The organism is Roseomonas aerilata DSM 19363, from assembly GCF_000711725.1.
GTDB lineage: Bacteria > Pseudomonadota > Alphaproteobacteria > Acetobacterales > Acetobacteraceae > Roseomonas > Roseomonas aerilata.
Genome location: NZ_JONP01000003.1, coordinates 256,830 through 276,823, shown reverse-complemented (window position 1 = coordinate 276,823; position 19,994 = coordinate 256,830). Strand labels below are relative to the sequence as shown.

Below are 19,994 nucleotides of genomic sequence, written 5' to 3'. Positions count from 1 at the left end.
CGGTGGGGGATGGGGCCGGGCGGGGTGGTGCCACCGGGCCGGGGCTGTAAAAGGGCCGGCTTCGGCGCCCCTCTTAGAGCGGGCCCGCCGCGAGATCGAGGAGGGTCGCGCCGTGATACTGCTGACGGGAGCCGCGGGGTTCATCGGGTCCAACCTGCTCGCGCGGCTGAACGAGGCGGGCGTGACCGAGGTGGTGATCTGCGACGCGCTGGGCACGGGCGAGAAGTGGCGGAACCTGCGCCGGCACGAATTCGCCGACTTCGTGCCGATCGACGCGCTGCGCGACTGGCTGCGGAACGCGCCCGCGCTCGAAGCCGTCATCCATCTCGGCGCCAATTCCGACACGACGGCGGCCGACGGCGACGAGGTGATGGAGCACAACTTCGCCGCCTCGCTCATGCTGTGGCGGCACTGCACGGCCGCGGGCGTGCCGCTGATCTACGCCTCCTCCGCCGCAACCTATGGCAATGGCGATGCCGGCTTCCTCGACCGCGACACGCCGGAATTCCTGGCAGGGCTTCAGCCGCTGAACCTCTATGGCTGGAGCAAGCACGTCTTCGACCGCCGCGTGGCGCGCGAGGTGGAGGCGGGGCGCCCCACCCCGCCGCGCTGGTACGGGCTGAAGTTCTTCAACGTCTACGGCCCCAACGAGTACCACAAGCACGGCATGACGAGCGCCGCCCTCAACATCACCGAGGCCGTGCTGCGCGGCGAGCCCGCGCGGCTCTTCGCCTCCGACCGGCCGGACATCGAGGACGGCGGGCAGTCGCGCGACTTCGTCCATGTGGACGACCTCTGCGACGTCATGCTCTGGCTGCTGCGGGGGAGCGCGCCTTCCGGCCTCTACAACATCGGCTCGGGCGGGGCGCGCAGCTTCGCCGACATGGCGCGCGCGGTCTTCGCCGCGCTCGGACGGCCGCCCGAGATCGAATACGTTCCGATGCCCGAGAAGCTGCGCGGCCGCTACCAGTACTGGACGGAGGGCGACATCTCGAAGCTGCGCGGCGCCGGCTACAACGCGCCGATGACCTCGCTGGAGGAGGGCGTCGCGCGCTACGTGACGGGGTTCCTGGTGAAGGAAGACCGCAACCGCTGAGCGGGCGTCACACCGCGCGCTGCCAGCCGCCATCCACCGCCACCCCCTGCCCCGTGACATAGGCGGCGACGGGGGCCGCGAGGAAGGCGACCATCACCGCCACCTCCTCAGCCGTGCCGAAGCGGCGCATGGGGATGTCGGCGGAGGCGCGGGCGAGGACTTCTGCCTCGCTGATGCCCTCGTCGCGCGACATCTGCGCGGCGCGGTTCTGCCACAGCGGCGTGAGCGCGCGGCCGGGGGAGACGCTGTTCACCGCGATGCCGTCCGGCGCCAGTTCGATCGCCAGCGTCTTGGCGAGCGCGAGCACGCCGGCCTTGTGGACGTTCGACACCACCTGGTGCGCCGTCGGCTGGCGGGCCGAAACGGCGCCGAGCAGCACCACGCGCGCGTCACCCGCCCGGCGCAGCGCCGGCAGGAAGGCGCGCACGGCACGGACGGTGCCGAGGATGTTGAACTCGTAGTTCTCCAGCCAGGCCTCGTCCGTCAGGTCCTCGAAGGCGCTGCGGCGGCTGCCGCCGGCGGCGCAGACGAGTGCGTGCAGCGGCACCTCGCCCATGCCGGCGATGAAGGCCGCAAGCGCGGCGGGGTCGGACTGGTCGAGGACCGCGGTGGCGGGCGCCGTGCCCGTCTCCGCCTGGAGCTGCGCGCGCGCCGCGTCCAGCCGCCCGGAATCGCGCCCGGCGATGGTGACCTCCGCGCCCTCCTTCAGCAGCAGCCCCGCCGTGGCGAGGCCGATGCCCGAGGAACCGCCGATGACGAGCGCGCGGCGGCCGCGCATTCCGAGATCCATCTCTCTACTCCACCCTGGCGCCCGTTGCGCGTACGATCGGCGCCCACTTCTCCGTCTCCTCCCGGATGAAGCGGGCGAGTTCCTCGGGCGAGCTGGGCAGCGGCTCCACCCCCTGCCCTTCCAGGGAGGCCGACACGGTGGGGTCGGCCAGCGCCTCGCGCATGGCGGCGTTCATGCGGGTTACAATCGCGGGGGACAGGCCCTTCGGCCCGACCAGCGCGTACCAGTTCTGCACCTCGTAGCCCGGCAGGGTCTCGGCCACCGCGGGCACATCGGGCTGGGCGCGGATGCGCTGGGCGGTGGGCACCGCCAGCAGCCGCAGCCGCCCGGACTGCACCTGGGGAAGCGCGGTGGGCGCCGTGGAGAAGGCGTAGTCCACCTTGCCGCCGATCAGATCCGTCATCATCGGCCCGCCGCCGCGATAGGGCACGTGGACGGTGCTGATGCCCGCCATCCGGTCCAGCAGAGCGCCCGCCAGATGCCCCGCACCACCGACGCCGGACGAGCCGTAGGTGATGGTGTCCGGCCGCGCCTTCGCCGCGGCGATCAGCTCGGCCACGCTCTTCCAGGGCCGGTCCGTCGGCACGACGAGCACGTTCAGCACGTTCCCCGCCATGGCGACCGGCGTCAGGTCCGCCTGGGGATCGAAGGGGAGGCTGGCGTAGAGGCTGGGGTTGATGGCCAGCGCCCCGATCGTGCCCATGAGGAAGGTGCTGCCATCCGGGGGCGAGCGCACCACCGTTTCCGTGGCCAGGTTGCCGCCGGCGCCCGGGCGGTTGTCGATCACCACGGGCACGCCGAGCAGGGCGGTGAGCTTAGGCTGCATCACCCGCGTGCTGATGTCGGTGGCGCCCCCGGCGGCGAAGCCCACGACGATGCGGATGGGCTTGCTCGGCCAGGCCTCCTGGGCGCGGGCGTGGATGGCGGGCAGCGCGAGGGCGAGGCCCCCGGCGCCGAGCAGGCTGCGACGGTTGATCACTGTTTTCCTCCCTGTCGGGCGGCCCCCGTCCCGTCTAGCGCGGGACCTGGCGGGAGGCGCCCCTTGCGGTTCAGCGCCCCTGGAACTGCGGCGGGCGCTTCTCCATGAAGGCGCGGCGGCCCTCGATGTAGTCCTCGCTGGCGAAGCACTCGGCGACGAGGCGGGCGCAGAGGGCTTCGTCGGGCTGGGCCTTGAGCGCCTCGCCCACGATGGCCTTCACGGAATCGACCGTGAGCGGCGCGTTGCCGGCGATGGTGGTGGCGTAGTCGGCGATGGTCGCCTCCAGCGCGTCGTCGGCCACCACGCGGTTCACCAGGCCCATCACCCGCGCGTCCTCGGCGGTGAAGCGCTTGGCGGTGAAGAACATCTCCTTCGCGAAGGAGGGGCCGACGATCTCGACAAGGCGGCGGATGCCCTTCAGCGGATAGCCGAGGCCGAGCTTCGCGGCGGGGATGCCGAAGGAGGACTTTTCGGTGCAGATGCGGAGGTCGCAGCACACCGCGAGCGCGCTGCCGCCGCCGATGCAGTGGCCGCGGATGGCGGCGATGGTGGGCTTCGCGAAGTCCGCCAGCGCGTCATAGACCTTCGCGGTCTGCACCTGGTAGGCGTCCACCGCCTCCTTGGAAGAGCGCTCGCTCTCGAACTTCGAGATGTCGGCGCCGGAGACGAAGGCCTTGCCGCCCGCGCCGGTCACGACCACCACGCGGATCGCGGGATCGGCGGCGAAATCGGCAAGTATCTTCTCCGCCGCGGTCCACATCTCCATCGAGACGGCGTTGTGGCGCTCGGGGTTGTTGAAGATCATCCAGCCGACGCCGCCCTCCTTCCTGGAGAGCATCTTGTCGGTGCCAAGCGCCGGGTTCGGCGGGGGAAGGGCGTCGGGCATGATGGGTCCTAGATCACCTGGCGGGATTTGAGGTCCGCGATCTCGTCGTCGGTGTAGCCGACCTCCCGCAGGATGTCGGCAGAGTGCTCGCCGATGGCGGGCGGGTGGCTGGCGATGCACGCCGGCGTGCGCGAGAGGCCGATGGGCTGCGCGACGTAGGTCTGCCGCTTCGTGCCGTCGTCGAGCGTGGTCGCGATGCCCAGGTGCTTCACCTGCGGGTCCTCGAACATCTGGTCGATGGCGTAGATCGGCCCCGCCGGCACGCCGGCCTCGTTCAGCGAGGCCACCCAGTCGTCGCTGGTGCGGGCGGCGACCTTCTCCGCGATCAGCTCGTTCAATGCGTCGCGGTTCGTGGAGCGCGCGGCGGAATCCTTGAAGCGCGGATCCTCCAGCCATTCCGGCGCGCCGGCGGCGATGGCGAAGCGCTTCCAGATGGCGTTGCCGGTGGCGGCGATGTTGATGTGCCCGTCCTTCGTCTTGAAGACGCCGGTCGGAATGCTCGTCGGGTGGTTGTTGCCGGCCTGCTTCGGCACCTCGCCGGCCTGGAGCCAGCGTGCGGCCTGGAAGTCGAGCATGAAGGCCTGGGCCTGCAGCAGCGAGGTCTGCACCCACTGGCCCTTGCCCGACACCTCGCGCTCCAGCAGCGCCACCATGATGCCCTGGGCGGCGAAGAGCCCGGCGCAGAGGTCGGCGATGGGAATGCCGACGCGCACCGGCCCCTGGCCGGGCAGGCCGGTGATGGACATCAGCCCGCCCATGCCCTGCGCGATCTGGTCGAAGCCGGGCCGCCCCGCATAGGGCCCGTCCTGCCCGAAGCCGGAGATGGAGGCGTAGACCAGCCGCGGGTTCTCGGCGGCCAGATCCTTGTAGCCGATGCCGAGGCGGTCCTTCACGTCCGGGCGGAAGTTCTCCACCAGCACGTCGGCCTCGCGCACCAGCTTCTTGAGGATCGCGACGCCTTCGGGCGACTTCAGGTTCAGCGTCAGGCCGCGCTTGTTGCGGTGCAGGTTCTGGAAGTCCGGGCCACCGCGCGGGCCGCCCATGGGGTCGCCCTGGTCCAGCCCCTCCGGCATCTCGATCTTGACCACCTGCGCGCCCCAGTCGGCGAGCTGGCGCACGCAGGTCGGGCCGGAGCGGACGCGGGTGAGGTCGAGCACCTTGAAGCGGGAGAGCGCGCCGGCGATGGGGCCGGTGCCGCTTTCCGCGGCCGGGTTCGGGGCGTCGAGCATGGGTGTTCCTCCGTCGTCCGGCAGGCTGCGGTCGCGCGGCCCGCCTGTCAACAGCCTGTTGACAGGGCGCGCGGCGGCGTGATGCCCTGGGCCATGGACACCCTTCCCCCCCAGGGATCGCTATCGGAGCGCGCACGGGCGGCGGTCGAGCGGCTGATCCTCTCGGGGGAGCTGGCGCCGGGCACGCGGCTGAACGAGGTGGCGCTGGCAGCCCGCCTGGGCCTCTCGCGCGGACCCCTGCGGGAGGCGCTTCGCGGGCTGGAGCGGGACGGGCTGCTCACCGCCGGGCCTGCCGGTCAGGGCATGAGCGTGCGCCGGCTGGAGCCCGCCGAGATGGCGGAGCTCTACGACATGCGCGCCCTGCTGCAGGGCTTCATCCTCGCGCGCATCGCGGAGCGGGTGGCCAAGGGAGCGCTGCCGGCGGGGACGCTTGAGGACCTCCGCGCCCGCGTGGCGGCAATGGGGGCCATGGCGAGCGCCGGGGACGCCGCCGGCTATTACTCGGAGAACCTCCTTTTCCACGAGGCGCTGCACCGCGCCGCAGGGCATCGCCGCGCCTCGGGCCTCTATGATTTGCTGATCAAGGAGAGCCATCTTGTGCGGCAGCGCTCGCTTGCCCATCCCGAGCGGATGCGGCGGAGCAACGCGGAGCACGCAGCCATGCTGAACGCCGCCGCCGCCGGTGACACGGCCCTCGCCCGCTCCCTGGGGGAGGCGCATGTGGCGGAGGGCGGCAAGCGGCGCTGGATCGAGTCGCTCGGCGAGGGATAGCGGGTCAGTTCACCAACCTGTCCCGTAGGTTCCAGCGGGTGGCGGCGCGGGCGAGGGAGCCATCGGTCTTGCGGGCGGCGAGGAAGGCGTTCAGCTCGGCCAGCCAGGCGTTGTTCCCGCGCGGCACGGCATAGGCGTAGAGGGTGTCGGCGACGTTGCGAGGCGCATCCGCCACGCGCAGCATGTCGTCTTCGCGCAGGCGGCGGGAATCGGCGTGGTCGGTGACGAAGACATCGGCCCGGCCCGCGCCGATCTCCTGCTCCGCGTTCAGCGGCGGGCTGATGACGAAGAGCTCGGCGGAGCGGAGCTGCTGGCGCATCACCTCCTCCGCCACATTGCCGACGGCGACGGCCACAACCACCCCCGGGCGGTCCATGCCGGCCCAACCCTGCACACGCCCGCTGGACCGTTGGGTCACCGCGGCCAGGGGGCCGGAAAGATAGGGCTTGGTGAAGGCGACGCGCGCGGCGCGCGCCGGGCTGATGCCAATGCCGCCTATGGCAACGTCGCAGCCGCCCCGCTCGGTCATGCCGACCACCGCGTCCGGGGTCGTCGGCATGAAGACCGGGCGGACGTTCAGGCGCGCGGCGAGCGCCCGGGCCATCTCCGCGTCCAGCCCCTCCAGCTCGCCGTTGCGGGCATTCCGCGAGGACACCGAGGGAAGGTCGGGAACGGTGCAGACGTGAAGCTCCCGCCGCGCCCAGATGAGGGCGAGCCGGCCACCATCGGGTGCCGGGCCGCGCTACGCTCCGCAAATGAAAGGAATCTGTGCGGAAGCGACATGTATCAGCTCCTGAAAGGGGCCGCCGTACTCGCAAAGGGCGAGGAGCCCTGCGATGATGGCGATCAGGCCACGGATGAACACGACCCCCTCCCCCCTTCGCTGGGTTCTGAAGCTCAGGCCGGGAAAACCGGCCGCGCCTCGTCCATGGCGTCTCTTTGGTGCGACCGTGCTCGTGGTCGGAGCATGTTTCGCCGCCGTCTATATTATTCTCTTTGATCGCGGTCAGCGAGAGGCGGCCAACGAGGCGGAGCGGCTGACGCTCGGCGTGACGGCCGCCATGGCCGACCAGCTCGCCCGCGCCATCCAGACCGTGGACTTCGTCCTGCTGGACATGGCCGAGCGCAGCACCGACGCTGATCCGGCGGCCACCGCCCGAGCCCTGGCCGGGCGCATCCGCGACGTGCCGCAGCTCCGCGCCGTGCTAATTGTGGACGCCAACGGGATCGTCGCCGCCTCGACGGTCGAGAGCCTCCGCGGCGCCTCGGTGGCCGACCGCGACTGGTTCCGGGTGCTGCGGATGGGCGGGCCGGCCCTCCGGCTTGGCTCACCCGAGGCCGGGCGCTTCCTCGGCGGCTCGGCCGCCCTGCAGGCGCGCGCCATCCAGACGGCGGGAATCTGGTCCATCCCCCTCGCCCGGGGTTTGCGCACTCCGCGCGGGGACTTCAACGGGGCGACGGTCGCGCTGCTGAACCCGGACTATCTCATCTCGGTCGGCCGCCGCCACGCGGAGGCTTTCGGGGTCACGGTGCGCATCCACTCCCTCAACGGCGTCCTCCTCGCCCGCTCGGACGGGCGGGTGGACGGGGTGGGGGAGGCGAACAACGGCGCCTGGCTGTTCCGGGACTTCCTGCCCCGACGCGAGAGCGGCACCTTCTCCGGCTACGACCAGGACGGGCAGGACGTCTTCGCCTCCTTTTCCACCATCCGCCAGGGCACGCTCGTGATCGAGGCCGCCCGGCGCAAGGCCGCCGCCTTCGAGGGAGTGGAGCGGCTCGGCGCGCTGCTGATCGGCGGCGGGGTCGCCATCGCGGCCATCATGCTCGTCGCCCTCTGGCTCATGTCGCGACAGGCGGCGGCCTTGAAGGCGCAGGGCGACGCGCTGAGCGAGAGCGAGCGCGAGGCGCGGGCGGCGACGCGGGCGAAGGAGGAGTTCCTCGCGGCCATGAGCCACGAGATCCGCACGCCCATGAATGGCGTGATCGGGATGACCGGCCTGCTGCTCGACTCCCACCTCGACACCATCCAGCGCCGCTACGCCGAGACGATCCAGGGCAGCGCCGAGCACCTGCTGATGGTGCTGAACGACATCCTCGACTTCTCGAAGCTCGAGGCCGGGATGATCGAGCACGAGCACATCCCCTTCACGCTGGAGAACGAGATCTCCACCATCGTGGAGCTCTTCGCGGACCGCGCGCTGTCGAAGGGGGTGGAGATGGTGGCCTCGCTGCCGCCGGACCTGCCGCGGCAGGTGCTGGGCGATCCCGGGAGGTTCCGGCAGATCCTGTTCAACCTCGTCGGCAATGCGATCAAGTTCACCGAGGCCGGCTGGATCGAGGTCTCGCTCCACGCCGCGCCCGTGGAGGAGCAGGAGGGCGCCCTGCGCCTGACCTGCTCCGTCGCCGATACCGGCATCGGCGTGGATGCCGACAAGGTGCCGATGCTTTTCGAGCGCTTCACCCAGGCCGACGCCTCCATCAGCCGCAAATACGGCGGCACGGGCCTTGGCCTCGCGATCTGCCGCAAGCTCGCCGAGCAGATGGGTGGCGGGATCGAGGCGACGCCGCGGAAGGGCGGAGGCAGCGTCTTCCGCTTCTGGATCGAGGTGGGCGAGATGCCCCGGCCGCTTCCCGCGCCGCCGCCGCTCGCCGGGCGCCGCATCCTGGTGGTGGACGACCTGCTGCTGAACCGCGAGATCATGGTGCGGCACCTTAACGCCGCCGGCGCCTCCGCTCTTTCAGCCGAGAGTGGAGAGGCGGCGCTGCACCTGCTGCGGCTCGCGGCCCGGCGCGGCACCCCTTTCCACGCGGCCCTGGTGGATGCGGGGATGCCAGGCATGGGCGGGCTGGAAATGGCCCGGCAAATCCGGGCCGGGGCGGAACCCCTCGGAAATCCCGCGCTCATCCTCCTCTCCTTCGGGGTGGAAGCGCACCAGATCCCGGCCCAGGTCATGCCGCAGGGGCTGTTTGACGCGATGCTGCTCAAGCCCGCCCTGCCCGGGCGGCTGCTGGAGGCGGTGATGCAGGCCTTCTCCCCGGCCGCCGAGCGCCCGAGCGCGCCGGGCGGCGCCGAGCCCGCGAAGGAGACCGGCCTGCGCATCCTCCTGGTGGAGGACAACGCGACCAACCAGCTCCTGATGCGCGCCCTGCTGGGGCGGGTCGGCGCGGAGGTGACGGTGGCGGGCAATGGCCTCGAGGCGGTGCAGCACTGCCGCGAGACGGTCTTCGACGTGATCCTCATGGACCTGCAGATGCCCGTGATGGACGGGCTGGAGGCCACGCGGTCGATCCGCATAGCGGGGCTGAACCGCAGGACTCGCATCGTCGGGCTGACCGCCGCCGTGGGTGCGGAGTTCGAGCGCCAGTGCCGGGAGGCGGGGATGGACGACTACTTGTCCAAGCCGGTGCAGCGAGACCAGCTCAGCCACGCGATCGGGCTGGCGCAGGGCGTGCGGGCGGCGGCCGAGTAGCGGCCCCGGCTTCTCCGGGCGCCGTTCGATCCTACCCGCCGGCTCCGCGGGCCAGGACGGAAAGCTCCGACAGGGCCGCCTTCGCTTCCGCCCCGATCCTGAGGATCATCTGCTGGGCGGGGGTGCGGTCGTCGTGGCGCATCGCCTGGCGCGCCATGGCCTCGAGCGACCTGGCGCCGATCGAGCCCGCCGCGCCCGCGAGGCTATGGGCAGCGCGGCGGTATTCCTCGGCATCGTCGGTGCGCGCGGCTTCGACCATCTGGCGGACCAGCCGGGCGAGATCCTGCTCGAAGCTGCGGATGATCCCCAGGAACACGTCGCGAGGAAGCTCCTCCGCCAACTGCCCGGCCACCTCTGGGTCTACAGCGTTCACGCAACGGATTTTGCTCTCACGGTTTCCGGTGGTCAATGCAACCGCATCGCAACAGAGAGCTGAGCGCCAGCCTCTCGCACGAATATGTTCGGCGGGTCGGCATTGGCATCACCGAGGGAGGCCGGCCATCCTTGCTCCCTTCTCCTCCCTGGAACAGGCCGCATGCCCCGCTTCCTCCCGCTTCTCGCCGCCCTCGCCCTCGTCGCCGGCTGCGCCGAATCCGGCCCGGCCGAGCGCGCCGGTCGCTCGCTCGACCGCGCCGCCGACCGCACCGGAGAAGCCCTCGGCGGGGCCGCGCGCGGGACTGGGGCGGCGCTCGACCGGGCCGGAAACTGGGTGGGGGATCGGCTGGAGCCGGCGCGGCGATAGGCTGCCCGTTTTCGGCTCGGCCGGCGCTGGGGGCCACGGAGAGGGCTCTGCCCTCCGGGCGGACGTGCAGCCTTCGGCCCGCTTCGAACATCGAAGGCAGTGCCTCGGATCCGCCACGGGCCTGAGGTGCCAGGATCCCCATCCGGCTGTCGCGAATCCTTCCTGAACGTGCGGTCGCCTCAGGTCATTGGCCCGAAGCGTCCCGGCCGCCGAAGCCTTCGAACTTGAAGAAGACGATGATGGGTCGGAGGCACTGCCTCCGGCAGGCCCGGGGAGAGGGGAATTCCTTTCCTCCCCCCCCCGCGTTACCACCGCAGGCCGCGCAAGGCGGCGACCGGCGAGACCCCTTCCTCCGCCGCCCGCGCCGCGAGGGTTTCAGGCGAGGCTTCCGCCAGTCCTTCCTCCGCCGCTAGGCCACCGAGGGCCCAGACCGCATCCAGCCCCGCGGCCTGGGCGCCGGCGAGGTCCGTGTGGGGGCTGTCCCCGATGGCGAGCACCGCCTCGCGCGGGAGGTCGAGCAGGGCGATGACCGGGTCGTAGGCAGCGGGGTCGGGCTTGCCGATCTCCAGCGTGGCGCCGCCGAATTCCGCGTAGCGCTCGGCCAGGGCGCCGGCGCAGATGATGCGGCGCCCGCCGACGACGACGGCGCGGTCCGGGTTCACGCAAAGCATGGGCAGGCCGCGGTCGAGCGCGGCGCGGAGGGTAGGTTCGTAGGGATCGACCGAAACGCCGCCGCGGTCGGGGTCCGGGCCGGTGTTGAGGAGCCAATCGGCCTCGTCCGCGCGGTCTGTGAGGGTGATGCCGAGATCCTCGACCACGGAGTGGTCGCGCAGCGCGCCGATATGGAGGGCACGCGGACCGAGGTCGCGCACGAAGGGGTGGGTGCGGTCCCGCAGGAGGCGCCAGGTGATCTCGCCGCTCGTCATGGCCGCGAGGTAGAGGCCGCGGTCGATGCCGAAGGCGGAGAGCTGGGCCTCCACCACATGGGAGCGGCGGGGGGCGTTGGAGAGGAAGACGACGCGCGCGCCGGCCTCCCTCATCCGGGCGAGGGCATCGGCCACGCCGGGGAAGGCCGCCTGGCCGTCATGGACCACGCCCCAGAGGTCGAGCACGAAGCCGCGGTAGCGGGTGGCGAGGCCGGAGACACCGTCGAGGATCTGCATCACGCTTCGGCTCCCACTGCGGCGGCGAGGTTCGGGAAGCCGTCTCGCCGGAGACGGGCCGCGAGGTCCCGCTTCAGGCGGGGGATCATGGCGGGGCCGCCATAAGCAAAGGCGGCATAGGTCTGCACGAGGGAGGCTCCGGCCTTGATCTTGGCATAGGCGGTCTCGCCGTTCTCGACGCCGCCGGCGCCGATGAGGGTGAGGCGGCCGCGGGAGAGGCGATGGACGCGGCGGAGGAGTTCGGTGGAGGCCTGGAAGAGCGGCCGCCCCGACAGCCCGCCGGCCTCCCGCTTCTGGGGGGAGCGCAGCGTGTCCGGCCGGGCGATGGTGGTGTTGGAGACGATCAGCCCCGCGATGTCGCGGTCGAGGCAGGTGCCGACGATCGCCTCCATGGCGGCCTCGCTCAGGTCCGGGGCGATCTTAACCAGCACGGGCGGACGGCGCGGCATCTCCGCGCGGGCGGCGAGCACGGCGTCGAGGATCGCGGCCAGCCGCGCCTCTCCCTGAAGGTCCCGCAGGCCCGGGGTGTTGGGGGAGGAGACATTGACGGTGACGTAGTCCACCAGCGCCGCCGCGCGGCGGTAGAGCTCGGGGTAGTCGCGCTCGGGCGTCGTGCTGTCCTTGTTGATGCCGACATTGGCGCCGAGCACGGCGGGCAGCGGGCGGGGAAGTGCCGCGAGGTTGGCGGTGTAGGCCTCCAGCCCCGCGTTGTTGAAGCCGAGGCGGTTGATGACCGCCCGGTCCTCCTCCAGCCGGAAGACGCGGGGGCGGGGATTTCCCACCTGGGGCCGCAGGGTGGCGGTGCCGGCCTCTACGAAGCCGAAGCCGAGGCGCATGAGGGGCAGGACTGCGACCGCGTTCTTGTCGAACCCGGCGGCGAGACCGAGCGGGTTGCTGAAGCTCAGGCCGAGGGCCTGCACGGCGAGGATGGGGTCGTCCGGCCGGCGCTCCCGCCCGGCGAGGCCCCAGTTGAGGGCGCGCAGCGAGAGCTCATGCGCACCCTCAGGGTCCAGTCCCCGGACGAAGGGCATGAGGGCGGAGGCGAGGGCGGGGCGCATCGGCGCCGCTTGTGCCGCAGCCCGGCGCGAAGGGCCAGGGGAGAGCGTGCAGCCCCGCGTTGACGCGGCGGCGGCAGGACGGGAGAAGCGGCGCGAAGGACGCACGGAGGGAAGGCTGCTTGCGCGGACCGTTGCTGCTGCTGGCCGCGCTCGGGCTCTTCGCCGTGCTCGACGCCAACTCGAAGCTGCTCTCGGGCGGCTATCATGTCAGCCAGGTGCTGGCGGTGCGCTACGCGGTGCTGCTCGTGCTGCTGGCGCTCGTCGCGACCGTGCGGAGCGACGCGCTGGGTTCGCTGCGCACACGCCGGCCGGGGGCGCAGTTGCTGCGCGCGGCCTTCATGGTGGGATCGGGCATGGGGTTCTTCATGTCGCTGCGCCACCTGCCGCTGGCCGAAGGCTACCTCGTCTACTTCACCGCGCCTTTCATGCTGCTGGCTCTGTTTCGCGTGCTGCTGAAGGAGCCGGTGCCGGCCTCGGCCTGGGGCTGGTGCGGGGTGGGGTTCATGGGGGTGTTGCTGGCGCTCTGGCCGGGGCTCTCGGCCGGCGGGTCCTGGGTCGCCTATGGCTGGGGACTGGTGGGCAGCTTCTGCCACGCGATGGTGCTGGTGATGAATCGCAGCCTGCGGGACGAGCCGGGCCTCGGGCGCCTGATCCTCTGGAGCGCGGCGCCGGCGCTGCCGCTGCTGCTGCCCTGGGCCTGGGCGGAATGGACGACGCCACCGCTGGGGGACGCGCTGGCACTGGCGGCCAACGGGTTGCTCGCGGGGGGCGCCACGATCGCGCTGGCGACGGCATTCCGCTACGCCTCCGCGCCCCGGCTGGCGCCGCTGGAGTTCACGGCCCTCGTCTTCGCGGTGGTGGCGGATGTGACGATCTGGGGAACATGGCCCTCCCTCTGGGTCTGGGCCGGGGCGGCGGTGGTGGCCTTCGCGGGGGTGATGGCGCAGCGGCCGCCGCGGGTGGCCTGAACCGAGGGCCGGTTTGACAGGCCGGGGGCCGGGACCCCTACCCTCCCCCTCCGCCACGAGAAGCCGAGGAACGTCCATGCCCAACCCATCCAGGGTCGCGGGGCTCGCCGCCCTGCTCGCCGCACCACTGGCCGCGCTGCCCGCCGCCGCGCAGCAGCCCCCGCCGACATCCCTGCAGGGGCCGGTTTCGATCCAGCAGCAGGGCTCTTTCTTCGTCGGTGGGCGCGCCCTGCGTTCCGACTCGCTCTCCACCATCCCGGCCTATGCGCCGAGCGGCACGATCACGATCGACCAGATGTACGTGCACTTCCAGGTGCCCGCCGATGCCGGCGCCCGGCGGCCGATCGTGCTGGTGCATGGCTGCTGCCTGACGGGCAAGACCTGGGAGACGACGCCGGACGGGCGCATGGGCTGGGACGAGGTGCTGCTGCGCCGCGGCTACCCGACCTATGTGGTGGACCAGCCCTGGCGCGGGCGCTCCGCCGCGCATCCCACCACCATCAACCCTGTGAAAACCGGCCAGGCGGGACCGGAGACGCTGCCGACGGTGTTCAGCGCGGGGCGGGAGGATGCCTGGACCATCTTCCGCTTCGGCCGGCGCGCGGGGGAGACCTTCCCCGGCATGCTCTTCCCGCTGGAGGCGCAGGACGAGTTCTGGCGGCAGACCGTGCCGGATTGGAACGCCTCCCTCCCCTCCCCGCACCCGACGGTGGTCGCGCTCTCGGCGCTCGCGGCGCGGCTGGACGGGGCGGTGCTGGTCAGCCACTCGCAATCGGGGATTTTCCCCTTCCAGTCAGCGGCGGCGAGCCGGCAGGGGATCGCGGGCATCGTCTCGATCGAGCCCGGCGCCTGCCCCGCCGCGGATTCGGACATGGCGCCCTATGCGGGACTGCCGATCCTCATCCTCTGGGGGGATTTCGTGCAGGAATCGCCGCGCTGGGCGCCGCGCTTGGCCGCCTGCCGCGACTTCGCGCGCGCGGCCAATGCCGCCGGCGGGAAGGTCGAACTCGTGGTGCTGCCGGAGATCGGCATCGCCGGGAATTCCCACATGCTGATGCAGGACCGGAACTCGATCGAGCTGGCGGACTGGCTGGTGGGATGGATCGCCAGGAATGTGGGGGAGCGGCGCTAGCGCCTCAGGGCACCCATGACGGGAAGCGGTGCAGCCCGTCCGGGCCGAGTGGCAGGAAGAACGCGCCGCGTACCGCCGCGAGGGGCAGCGCTGCGTAGAGATGCGGAAACAACCCGGGCCGGCTGCCGCCCGCCGCCGGCTCCCACCGCAGCGCCTCGCCGAGGGCTGCCGATTCCGCGCTGACGAGCCAGAGGTCGGGCTCGCCCGCGCGGTGCTTCGCGGCGCTCGCGCGGAGTTGGGCGGCCGTGGAGAAGTGCAGGAAGCCGTCGCGCCGGTCGTCGGCGCTGCCATGATAGGCGCCCGCCTGCTGCGCGGCGCGCCAGTCGGCGCCGCGCATGAGGGTGTGGATGAGGGGTTCCATCCCCCCTTTCTACCGGTTCAGGCCGCGGCCACCAGGGCTGGGGCGGCGGGGCGAGCCGGCGCCTGACCGGTCTCCAGGCGGTAGAAGACCAGCCCGCCGATCTCGGCCAGGGCCTCCCGCGCCACTGCCCAGGCCGGCAGCCGCTCGGCCGGATGCCAGTGGGTGGCGCCGCCGGTGGGGTCCACCAGCGCGCCCGAGAGGGCGCGGGCCGCGATCCGGCGGCAGACCGAGAGCGCCGGGTCCGCCGGCGGCGGCGCGACGAGAAGGGCATGACCCAGGTGGCGCGGGTTGCAGGCGGGGAAGAGGAAGGGGTCGCGGCAGGCGGCCGCGAGTTCCCTCGGTCGCGGCTCGGGCAGGCGGGCATGGCCGCCCGGAGCGAAGGGCGCCGCCCCCGTCACCCGCGGAGGCCGTGGCTGCGCGGCGCGCGCCCGGTTCGCGGCCAGGGCGGCCAGGGCCTCGATGGCGCGCACCGGACGGGTCCCGGCCTCGGCGTAGAGCGTGCGGGCGAGAACCTCGGCCGCGGCTTCGGCGGCCTGATTGGCGGTGAGCATGTTCAACGGTCCTCGGCGAGCACGCGCACCTGCGCGGCCGTGCTGTGAGCGGTACGGGTGGCCTCGTCGAGCTTCTGCTCGATCCGGACGAGGTGAGAGGTCAGTCGCCCGTCCACGTCCCGGATGAGGGAGAGCGGGACATAGGTGCGGGCGACTTCCAGCTTGAAGGCACTCAGCTCCTCCCGCGTGCGCTCAAGCGCGCCTGCCTGGGAAGAGGCCTGTGGGGAAGGCGTGGGCTCATGCGGCCCGCGTTCCGGATAGGCGGACATGCTGCGGCGGAGCTGGTGCAGCATCCAGGCGAGCAGCGCCATGAATGGCGTGTCGACCGCCGCGGCGATCCACTGGGAATCGTTGGCAAAGGACAGCATGGGTCCTCCTTCGAAGGGTCAAGGGCGGGGATCGTTGCCCCAGGGGTCGTGGTCCGGGGGTTGATCCCGCTCGGCAGCGCCCCGACTTGCCGGGGCGCCTATGAAGGTTGCTGTGTGGCTAGGATGTGGAACGAACCGTATCTCGAGACCTGCTGCCGGTCCGCGCTGCACCGGCTGTTCCTGACGCACGGCGGCACCCGCCCGGCCGGCCTGCCGGACGAGGCCTGCTTGCGCCGGCTGAGCGGGATGGGCCTGGCGGAGGAGATCTCGCCCGGCCGTTTCGCCATGACGGCGGCGGGCACGGTGCGGCACAGCAGCGAGGTGCTGCGGCTGCCCCAGCCCGCCGCCTGACGCGGGGAGAAAGGAACCGCCCCTATCCTCGCCAGGAGGCGCCGCGCGCCGCCGGGGGAAGGCTCGGCAAGCGCACCGGCTCGGCCAGCAGGCAGCCAGCGATGGCGTCCAACGCGTCGTCCCGCGCCCCGTCCGCCCCCGGCTTCCACTCCGCCATCTCCTGCGGAAAGGAGGTGCGGAACACCGCCTCATGCGCGTGCAGCCGCCGCGCCGCTAGGGCGGGGTCCAGCGCGCCGAGGATGCGCTCCGCCTTCGGGCGGTGGCTCGCATGCTCCACCACCGTACAGGGGGCGCCGGCCCGTGCCAGTTCCCGCCGCAGCAGGGCGGGCAGGAACTTGCCGATGCCGTTCGTCTCCACCCGCACCACCGGCAGCATCAGTTCCCGCGCGAGGGCGGCGACGCGGCGGCACTGCTGCGTCGCCGGGTCGTCCGATGCTTCCGGGTCGTGGGTGATGTAGGCAAGACGGTGCAGGTAGTGATTGCCCACCGCGTCCGAGAAGGTCGCGGCGAGCACGCTGCTGTCGCCCTTGCCCGGCCGCCCATAGGCCGGATCCCAGAACCCGCCACCCGAGGCCAGCCGCCGCCCAAGCAGCGAAAGCAGCGGCCTCCCGTTCGCCTCGCGGTAGTCGAGATCCTCGCCGTAGCGGATGATGAGCGCGGGATCGAGCCGCGCCGCCTCCGCCGCCGCGCATTCGAGCATCATCTGTCGCCGGAACTGCAGCGGCCCCACCCGGTCCCGTTGCGCCTGCACGCCCTCGCGCGGGAAGCGCTCGGGCCAGGCGCTGCGGCCACCCGCATCCAGGAGCGGGATGCGAAGCCGCCGGTAGGTGGCGAGATAGGCGCCCTCCACCTCCGCCGGCGCATAGAGACTTTCCGCACAGTGCGGCGTGCCGACGAAAAGGATCGTGCCGCCGGGCGTGAGGATGAACTCGCATTCCGCCAACCGCTCGCGCAGCTCGGCGCGCTTGCCCGGCGTGTCGCAATTGCCGGCCACCTCCACGTCGTCGCAGACGATCAGCTCCGCGCGGGCACCCGTGATGTTGCCGCCGATGCCCTGCGCGAGCATCGAGGGCTCACGGATGGCGCCGCGCCGGCGCACCGTGAAGCGATCGGACGCCCAGGCCTCCCCGCCGCCGAGAAGATGGCGGCAGAGCGGGTGCCGCTCCAGAATGCGCCGGACCGTCGCGACCATGCGCGCAGCCAGCGAGTGGTCGGCGGCCAACACGAGGATGCGCAACTCGGGCTCGGATGCCAGCCGCCATGCGCACCAAAGGCCCACGAGCGTGGACTTGCCGCAACCGCGAAAGGCCATCAGCAGCAGCCGCTGGTCCCCTGCCGCCTCCCGCGCCGCCAGCCAGCGCGCGATGCGGCGATGCACGCCGGGGGTCGCGACGCCCGTGCGCAGGTTCCAGGCGTAAAGAAACTCGAGGAAGTCCCCTCCCCTCACATCGGGTCCGGGGCTGTCAGGTCTGGTCGTCATCCTCCATCGTCTCCCCGTCTTCCTCCTCGGCCAACCGGATGGACCGCCGGGCCTCGGCAATGAGCGCGCCGGCCTCGCCGCCCGCCTCCGCTGACGTTTCGCTCGGTGCCAGCTTCATCAGGTGCTCAAGATGCGCGAGCGCGGAGCGGGCGGCGGCGTGATGGGCGGTGAAGGCCTTCGGGTCTTCCTGCGCGCCCGGGGCTGGGCCGCGCTCGACGAAGGCCTTGTAGTCCGCCACGATCTTCCGCAACGCGCCCTGCATCTCCTCCCGCGTCAGCGGCGTCACGACTTCACCGCGCGCACCCGTACCGTCCCCACCGCGAGGTCGATCGAGACCGTGCTGCGATTCCAGGCCGTGACCGTGATCACGTCCTGTGCCCCCACCTGGGCGAGGAACACGACGCCCGAGGTGGAAAGGCTGAAGGCCGCTTGCACGAAATCGCCGGGCCGCACGCCGTTGCAGGGCACGTTGACCTGCGCCGAGGCACCAGCCGCGAGCGCCGGCGGATCCCAGCTCATCTCGGCCTTCACCTCCCGCACACCGTGCGGAAGCTCCGGCGTGCCGTAGAGCACCGACGGGCTGTGCGAGGGGTCGCAGGCCAGGCGAAGGCTCCGCACCTCGTAATCCGTATCGATGCGCGCGACACCGATGATCGCGGTCATCACCTGGGGCGCGAGGCGGATCGTCTGCAGCCGCGTGAGGCCGCTATCGTTGCTGTCGGCATTGCCCTGCCACCAGCGCGGACCGGTGACATAGGTCAGCGACATGCCGGATGCCCGCACCATCGGGCCGTCCGTGGAGGTCAGCAGCGTGCCGCCCGCCCCGAAGCATTGGATGACCAGCCGCGGGTCGTCCGCGTCGATCGCCAGCGCGAACTCCTTGCAGTTCCGCGTGTCCACCACGAAGCCGAGGCCCCGCCCGCCCGTCAGCACCACCCCGCGGTCCGTCAGGGTGTAGCTGTCCAGGGCCTGGAAGGCGAAGTTCCCCACGGTCGTCGGCGTGCCGCTGACGTTCGTCGAGAGGCAGGCGAGCTTCTCGAAGCCAGTCTCCGTCGGATTCCACCGGATTGCCGCGGCCCGGAGGTTCGGCACGTCCACCAGCGTGCGCGTCGCCTCGCGGTGCTGCGCCGCCTGGTGGATCGCCCGCACCACGCTGCCCACGCGCGTCGCAGTCGGCGTGTAGTCGATGTCCACCCCATAGCCCTGGCTTGCCCAGGCCACTTCGTAGACATGGTCCTGCGCGCCCGCCGTGTGGCGCGCGACATAGGCGTCGCACCCTTCCATCCGAATGTTGCGGGCGATCACCGCACGCGAGTTCACCCCGATCAGGAATGGGATGCCCTCGATCGGCCGATCCCGCGCCTGCAACTCGAAGGCTGGCCCGTCGAAGACGTGGCGGTTATGCGCGACATAGGCACCGGGCGCGGCCGAAAACCGGATGCCGTACCGGTCCTTGTCCGGCCAGGTCGCGAGCGACATGGCGAAGTGCCCACCGTAGTAACGCACCGAGGTGTTCCAGGCCGCCGCCGTCGCCGTCCGCACATCCAGCCCGTAGCGGTTATCCACCAAGCGGCCGAGGTGGAGCACGCAGTCCTCGAAGCCACGTTCCACGCCCAGCGTCTGCACGCCGATCGTGAAGCGCTCCACCTGCCGAATGTCGATCAGCGCCGAATCCTGATTGCGGATGACGATGCCGATGTCCCGCTCGTCCTCCCAGGAGGAGAGCGTGTTCCGCAGCACCCGCAGCCCCTGGTAGACCTTCGTGCGGTTGCGCAGCGCGGCGCCGTCGCCCAGCGTCAGCGCCGCCTCCCCGCCGGCACCGGCATAGAGGATGGCACCCAGCATGATCAGCCCCGCCGAGGCGCCAGGCAGAGTCAGCGGGATCGTCGTGCGATAGGTCCCCTCCCCGATCTGGAGGAACTTGCCGGAGGCGCCCGCCGCGTTCATCGCCGCCTGCAGCGCCGGGCCGTCATCGGCGATGCCATCCCCGGTCGCGCCGAAGTCCCGGGCGGAGAGGCGTTCGGAAAGCTTGTCCTCCACCGTCCGCGGGATCCCACCGGGGAAGGGCGCCGAGAGCGTCGCCTCGCCACGCGAAAAGGTGGTGACGTCGCCGAGGCTGTCGAAGCCGAGCAACCGGTTCGCGCGCGCCGGGCGCAACGGGAGCTCGAAGCGGCCGCCGGCCTCGCCCGGGCCCTGATGGAGCGATCCCGCGAGATCCTCGCGAAGCTCCTGCAGCGCCGCCATCTGGCGATCCAGCTCGTCGTTCAGCGTGTTGGCCCGCAGCACGCCGTTGGGCTGGTAGTCCGTCACGCGCTCCATGACCAGGCGGCGCCGCAGCACCACCTTCGCCCCCGCCGCCGGCGGCTGGACGAAGGTGACGAGCCCACCTTCGGAGTGGCCAGCGCCGAAAACGCTATAGCCGACCCCGACCAGCAGCCCATCGACATGGACGTCCATGTCGTCGGGGGAGAAAATCGGGAAGGGATAGACGAAAACGCTCTGCGCGCCGTCCGCCACGTACTGCACGCGCGGCGCGATGTCGCCGATGCGGATGTGCTCGGGCATCAGTGGTCTCCAGTTCTGCCGCGGGGGCGGGTGT

Annotated in this window: 21 protein-coding genes; 7 read left to right on the top strand and 14 right to left on the bottom strand. The window is 71.8% G+C overall.

Features of this window, described 5'->3' with window-relative positions; translation table 11 throughout:
* Positions 1-112: 112 nt before the first annotated feature.
* On the top strand, positions 113-1,096 hold the full coding sequence (gene rfaD / locus BO39_RS05620; RefSeq protein WP_043830794.1) for an ADP-glyceromanno-heptose 6-epimerase: 984 nt from the start codon (positions 113-115) through the stop codon (positions 1,094-1,096).
* A 7-nt stretch (positions 1,097-1,103) separates the two neighbouring features.
* Here rfaD and BO39_RS05615 read toward each other — a convergent pair whose 3' ends face one another.
* The 4 genes from BO39_RS05615 to BO39_RS05600 form a co-directional block, all read right to left on the bottom strand.
* Positions 1,104-1,886, bottom strand: a complete 783-nt coding sequence (locus BO39_RS05615) for an SDR family oxidoreductase (RefSeq protein WP_043830793.1) — start codon at positions 1,884-1,886, stop codon at positions 1,104-1,106.
* Between the two features lie 4 nt (positions 1,887-1,890).
* Complete coding sequence (locus BO39_RS05610) at positions 1,891-2,865, bottom strand: Bug family tripartite tricarboxylate transporter substrate binding protein (protein ID WP_043830791.1); 975 nt, start codon at positions 2,863-2,865, stop codon at positions 1,891-1,893.
* Positions 2,866-2,935: 70 nt separating this feature from the next.
* Positions 2,936-3,751 (bottom strand): enoyl-CoA hydratase, encoded by an 816-nt coding sequence (locus BO39_RS05605; RefSeq protein WP_052401582.1) that lies wholly within the window; start codon positions 3,749-3,751, stop codon positions 2,936-2,938.
* A gap of 8 nt (positions 3,752-3,759) precedes the next feature.
* Positions 3,760-4,980, bottom strand: a complete 1,221-nt coding sequence (locus BO39_RS05600) for a CaiB/BaiF CoA transferase family protein (RefSeq protein WP_052401579.1) — start codon at positions 4,978-4,980, stop codon at positions 3,760-3,762.
* Between the two features lie 93 nt (positions 4,981-5,073).
* Between BO39_RS05600 and BO39_RS05595 the strand changes: the two genes are divergently transcribed.
* Positions 5,074-5,751 (top strand): GntR family transcriptional regulator, encoded by a 678-nt coding sequence (locus tag BO39_RS05595; RefSeq protein ID WP_043830789.1) that lies wholly within the window; start codon positions 5,074-5,076, stop codon positions 5,749-5,751.
* Positions 5,752-5,755: 4 nt separating this feature from the next.
* On the opposite strand, the gene BO39_RS05590 is transcribed toward BO39_RS05595, so the two are convergent.
* Complete coding sequence (locus BO39_RS05590; RefSeq protein WP_084697863.1) at positions 5,756-6,457, bottom strand: substrate-binding periplasmic protein; 702 nt, start codon at positions 6,455-6,457, stop codon at positions 5,756-5,758.
* Between the two features lie 130 nt (positions 6,458-6,587).
* Here BO39_RS05590 and BO39_RS29670 point away from each other — a divergent pair, with 130 nt between their 5' ends.
* Positions 6,588-9,221, top strand: coding sequence for a hybrid sensor histidine kinase/response regulator (locus BO39_RS29670; protein ID WP_052401575.1), 2,634 nt, complete (start codon positions 6,588-6,590; stop codon positions 9,219-9,221).
* A gap of 31 nt (positions 9,222-9,252) precedes the next feature.
* On the opposite strand, the gene BO39_RS05580 is transcribed toward BO39_RS29670, so the two are convergent.
* A complete protein-coding gene (locus BO39_RS05580; protein ID WP_156963498.1) occupies positions 9,253-9,594 on the bottom strand; it encodes an Hpt domain-containing protein in 342 nt (113 codons plus the stop codon).
* A 162-nt stretch (positions 9,595-9,756) separates the two neighbouring features.
* On the opposite strand from BO39_RS05580, the gene BO39_RS05575 reads away from it, so the two are divergent.
* Entirely contained in the window at positions 9,757-9,963 is a 207-nt protein-coding gene (locus BO39_RS05575; protein WP_043830786.1) for a hypothetical protein, read from the top strand.
* Between the two features lie 305 nt (positions 9,964-10,268).
* Here the strand turns inward: BO39_RS05575 and BO39_RS05570 are convergent, their stop codons facing one another.
* Positions 10,269-11,126, bottom strand: coding sequence for a TIGR01459 family HAD-type hydrolase (locus tag BO39_RS05570; RefSeq protein WP_052401573.1), 858 nt, complete (start codon positions 11,124-11,126; stop codon positions 10,269-10,271).
* Positions 11,126-12,184: a quinone-dependent dihydroorotate dehydrogenase gene (locus BO39_RS05565; RefSeq protein WP_043830781.1), complete on the bottom strand. Its 1,059-nt coding sequence runs from the start codon at positions 12,182-12,184 to the stop codon at positions 11,126-11,128. Before BO39_RS05565 ends, BO39_RS05570 begins: the two co-directional genes overlap by 1 nt.
* 119 nt (positions 12,185-12,303) lie before the next feature.
* Between BO39_RS05565 and BO39_RS05560 the strand changes: the two genes are divergently transcribed.
* The gene (locus BO39_RS05560; RefSeq protein ID WP_245614982.1) at positions 12,304-13,152 is read left to right on the top strand and encodes a DMT family transporter; all 849 of its coding nucleotides are present in this window, start codon (positions 12,304-12,306) and stop codon (positions 13,150-13,152) included.
* 76 nt (positions 13,153-13,228) lie between these two features.
* Positions 13,229-14,284, top strand: coding sequence for an alpha/beta hydrolase family protein (locus tag BO39_RS05555; protein WP_043830780.1), 1,056 nt, complete (start codon positions 13,229-13,231; stop codon positions 14,282-14,284).
* A 4-nt stretch (positions 14,285-14,288) separates the two neighbouring features.
* Here the strand turns inward: BO39_RS05555 and BO39_RS05550 are convergent, their stop codons facing one another.
* From BO39_RS05550 to BO39_RS05540, 3 genes are read right to left on the bottom strand one after another with little or no spacing between them, the layout of a single operon-like run.
* On the bottom strand, positions 14,289-14,645 hold the full coding sequence (locus BO39_RS05550; RefSeq protein WP_043830778.1) for a DUF952 domain-containing protein: 357 nt from the start codon (positions 14,643-14,645) through the stop codon (positions 14,289-14,291).
* Between the two features lie 17 nt (positions 14,646-14,662).
* On the bottom strand, positions 14,663-15,196 hold the full coding sequence (locus tag BO39_RS05545; RefSeq protein WP_043830776.1) for a cell wall hydrolase: 534 nt from the start codon (positions 15,194-15,196) through the stop codon (positions 14,663-14,665).
* A gap of 2 nt (positions 15,197-15,198) precedes the next feature.
* Positions 15,199-15,564, bottom strand: a complete 366-nt coding sequence (locus tag BO39_RS05540; protein ID WP_052401571.1) for a hypothetical protein — start codon at positions 15,562-15,564, stop codon at positions 15,199-15,201.
* 123 nt (positions 15,565-15,687) lie between these two features.
* On the opposite strand from BO39_RS05540, the gene BO39_RS05535 reads away from it, so the two are divergent.
* A complete protein-coding gene (locus BO39_RS05535) occupies positions 15,688-15,915 on the top strand; it encodes a hypothetical protein (protein WP_043830774.1) in 228 nt (75 codons plus the stop codon).
* Positions 15,916-15,937: 22 nt separating this feature from the next.
* Here BO39_RS05535 and terL read toward each other — a convergent pair whose 3' ends face one another.
* Genes terL through BO39_RS05520 form a run of 3 tightly spaced genes read right to left on the bottom strand, consistent with a single transcriptional unit; the run spans position 15,938 to position 19,960 of the window.
* Positions 15,938-17,395 (bottom strand): phage terminase large subunit, encoded by a 1,458-nt coding sequence (gene terL / locus BO39_RS05530; RefSeq protein ID WP_156963497.1) that lies wholly within the window; start codon positions 17,393-17,395, stop codon positions 15,938-15,940.
* Positions 17,379-17,681, bottom strand: a complete 303-nt coding sequence (locus BO39_RS05525; protein WP_245614980.1) for a hypothetical protein — start codon at positions 17,679-17,681, stop codon at positions 17,379-17,381. Before BO39_RS05525 ends, terL begins: the two co-directional genes overlap by 17 nt.
* Positions 17,678-19,960, bottom strand: a complete 2,283-nt coding sequence (locus BO39_RS05520; RefSeq protein ID WP_043830770.1) for a glycosyl hydrolase family 28-related protein — start codon at positions 19,958-19,960, stop codon at positions 17,678-17,680. Before BO39_RS05520 ends, BO39_RS05525 begins: the two co-directional genes overlap by 4 nt.
* Between the last annotated feature and the right edge of the window lie 34 nt (positions 19,961-19,994).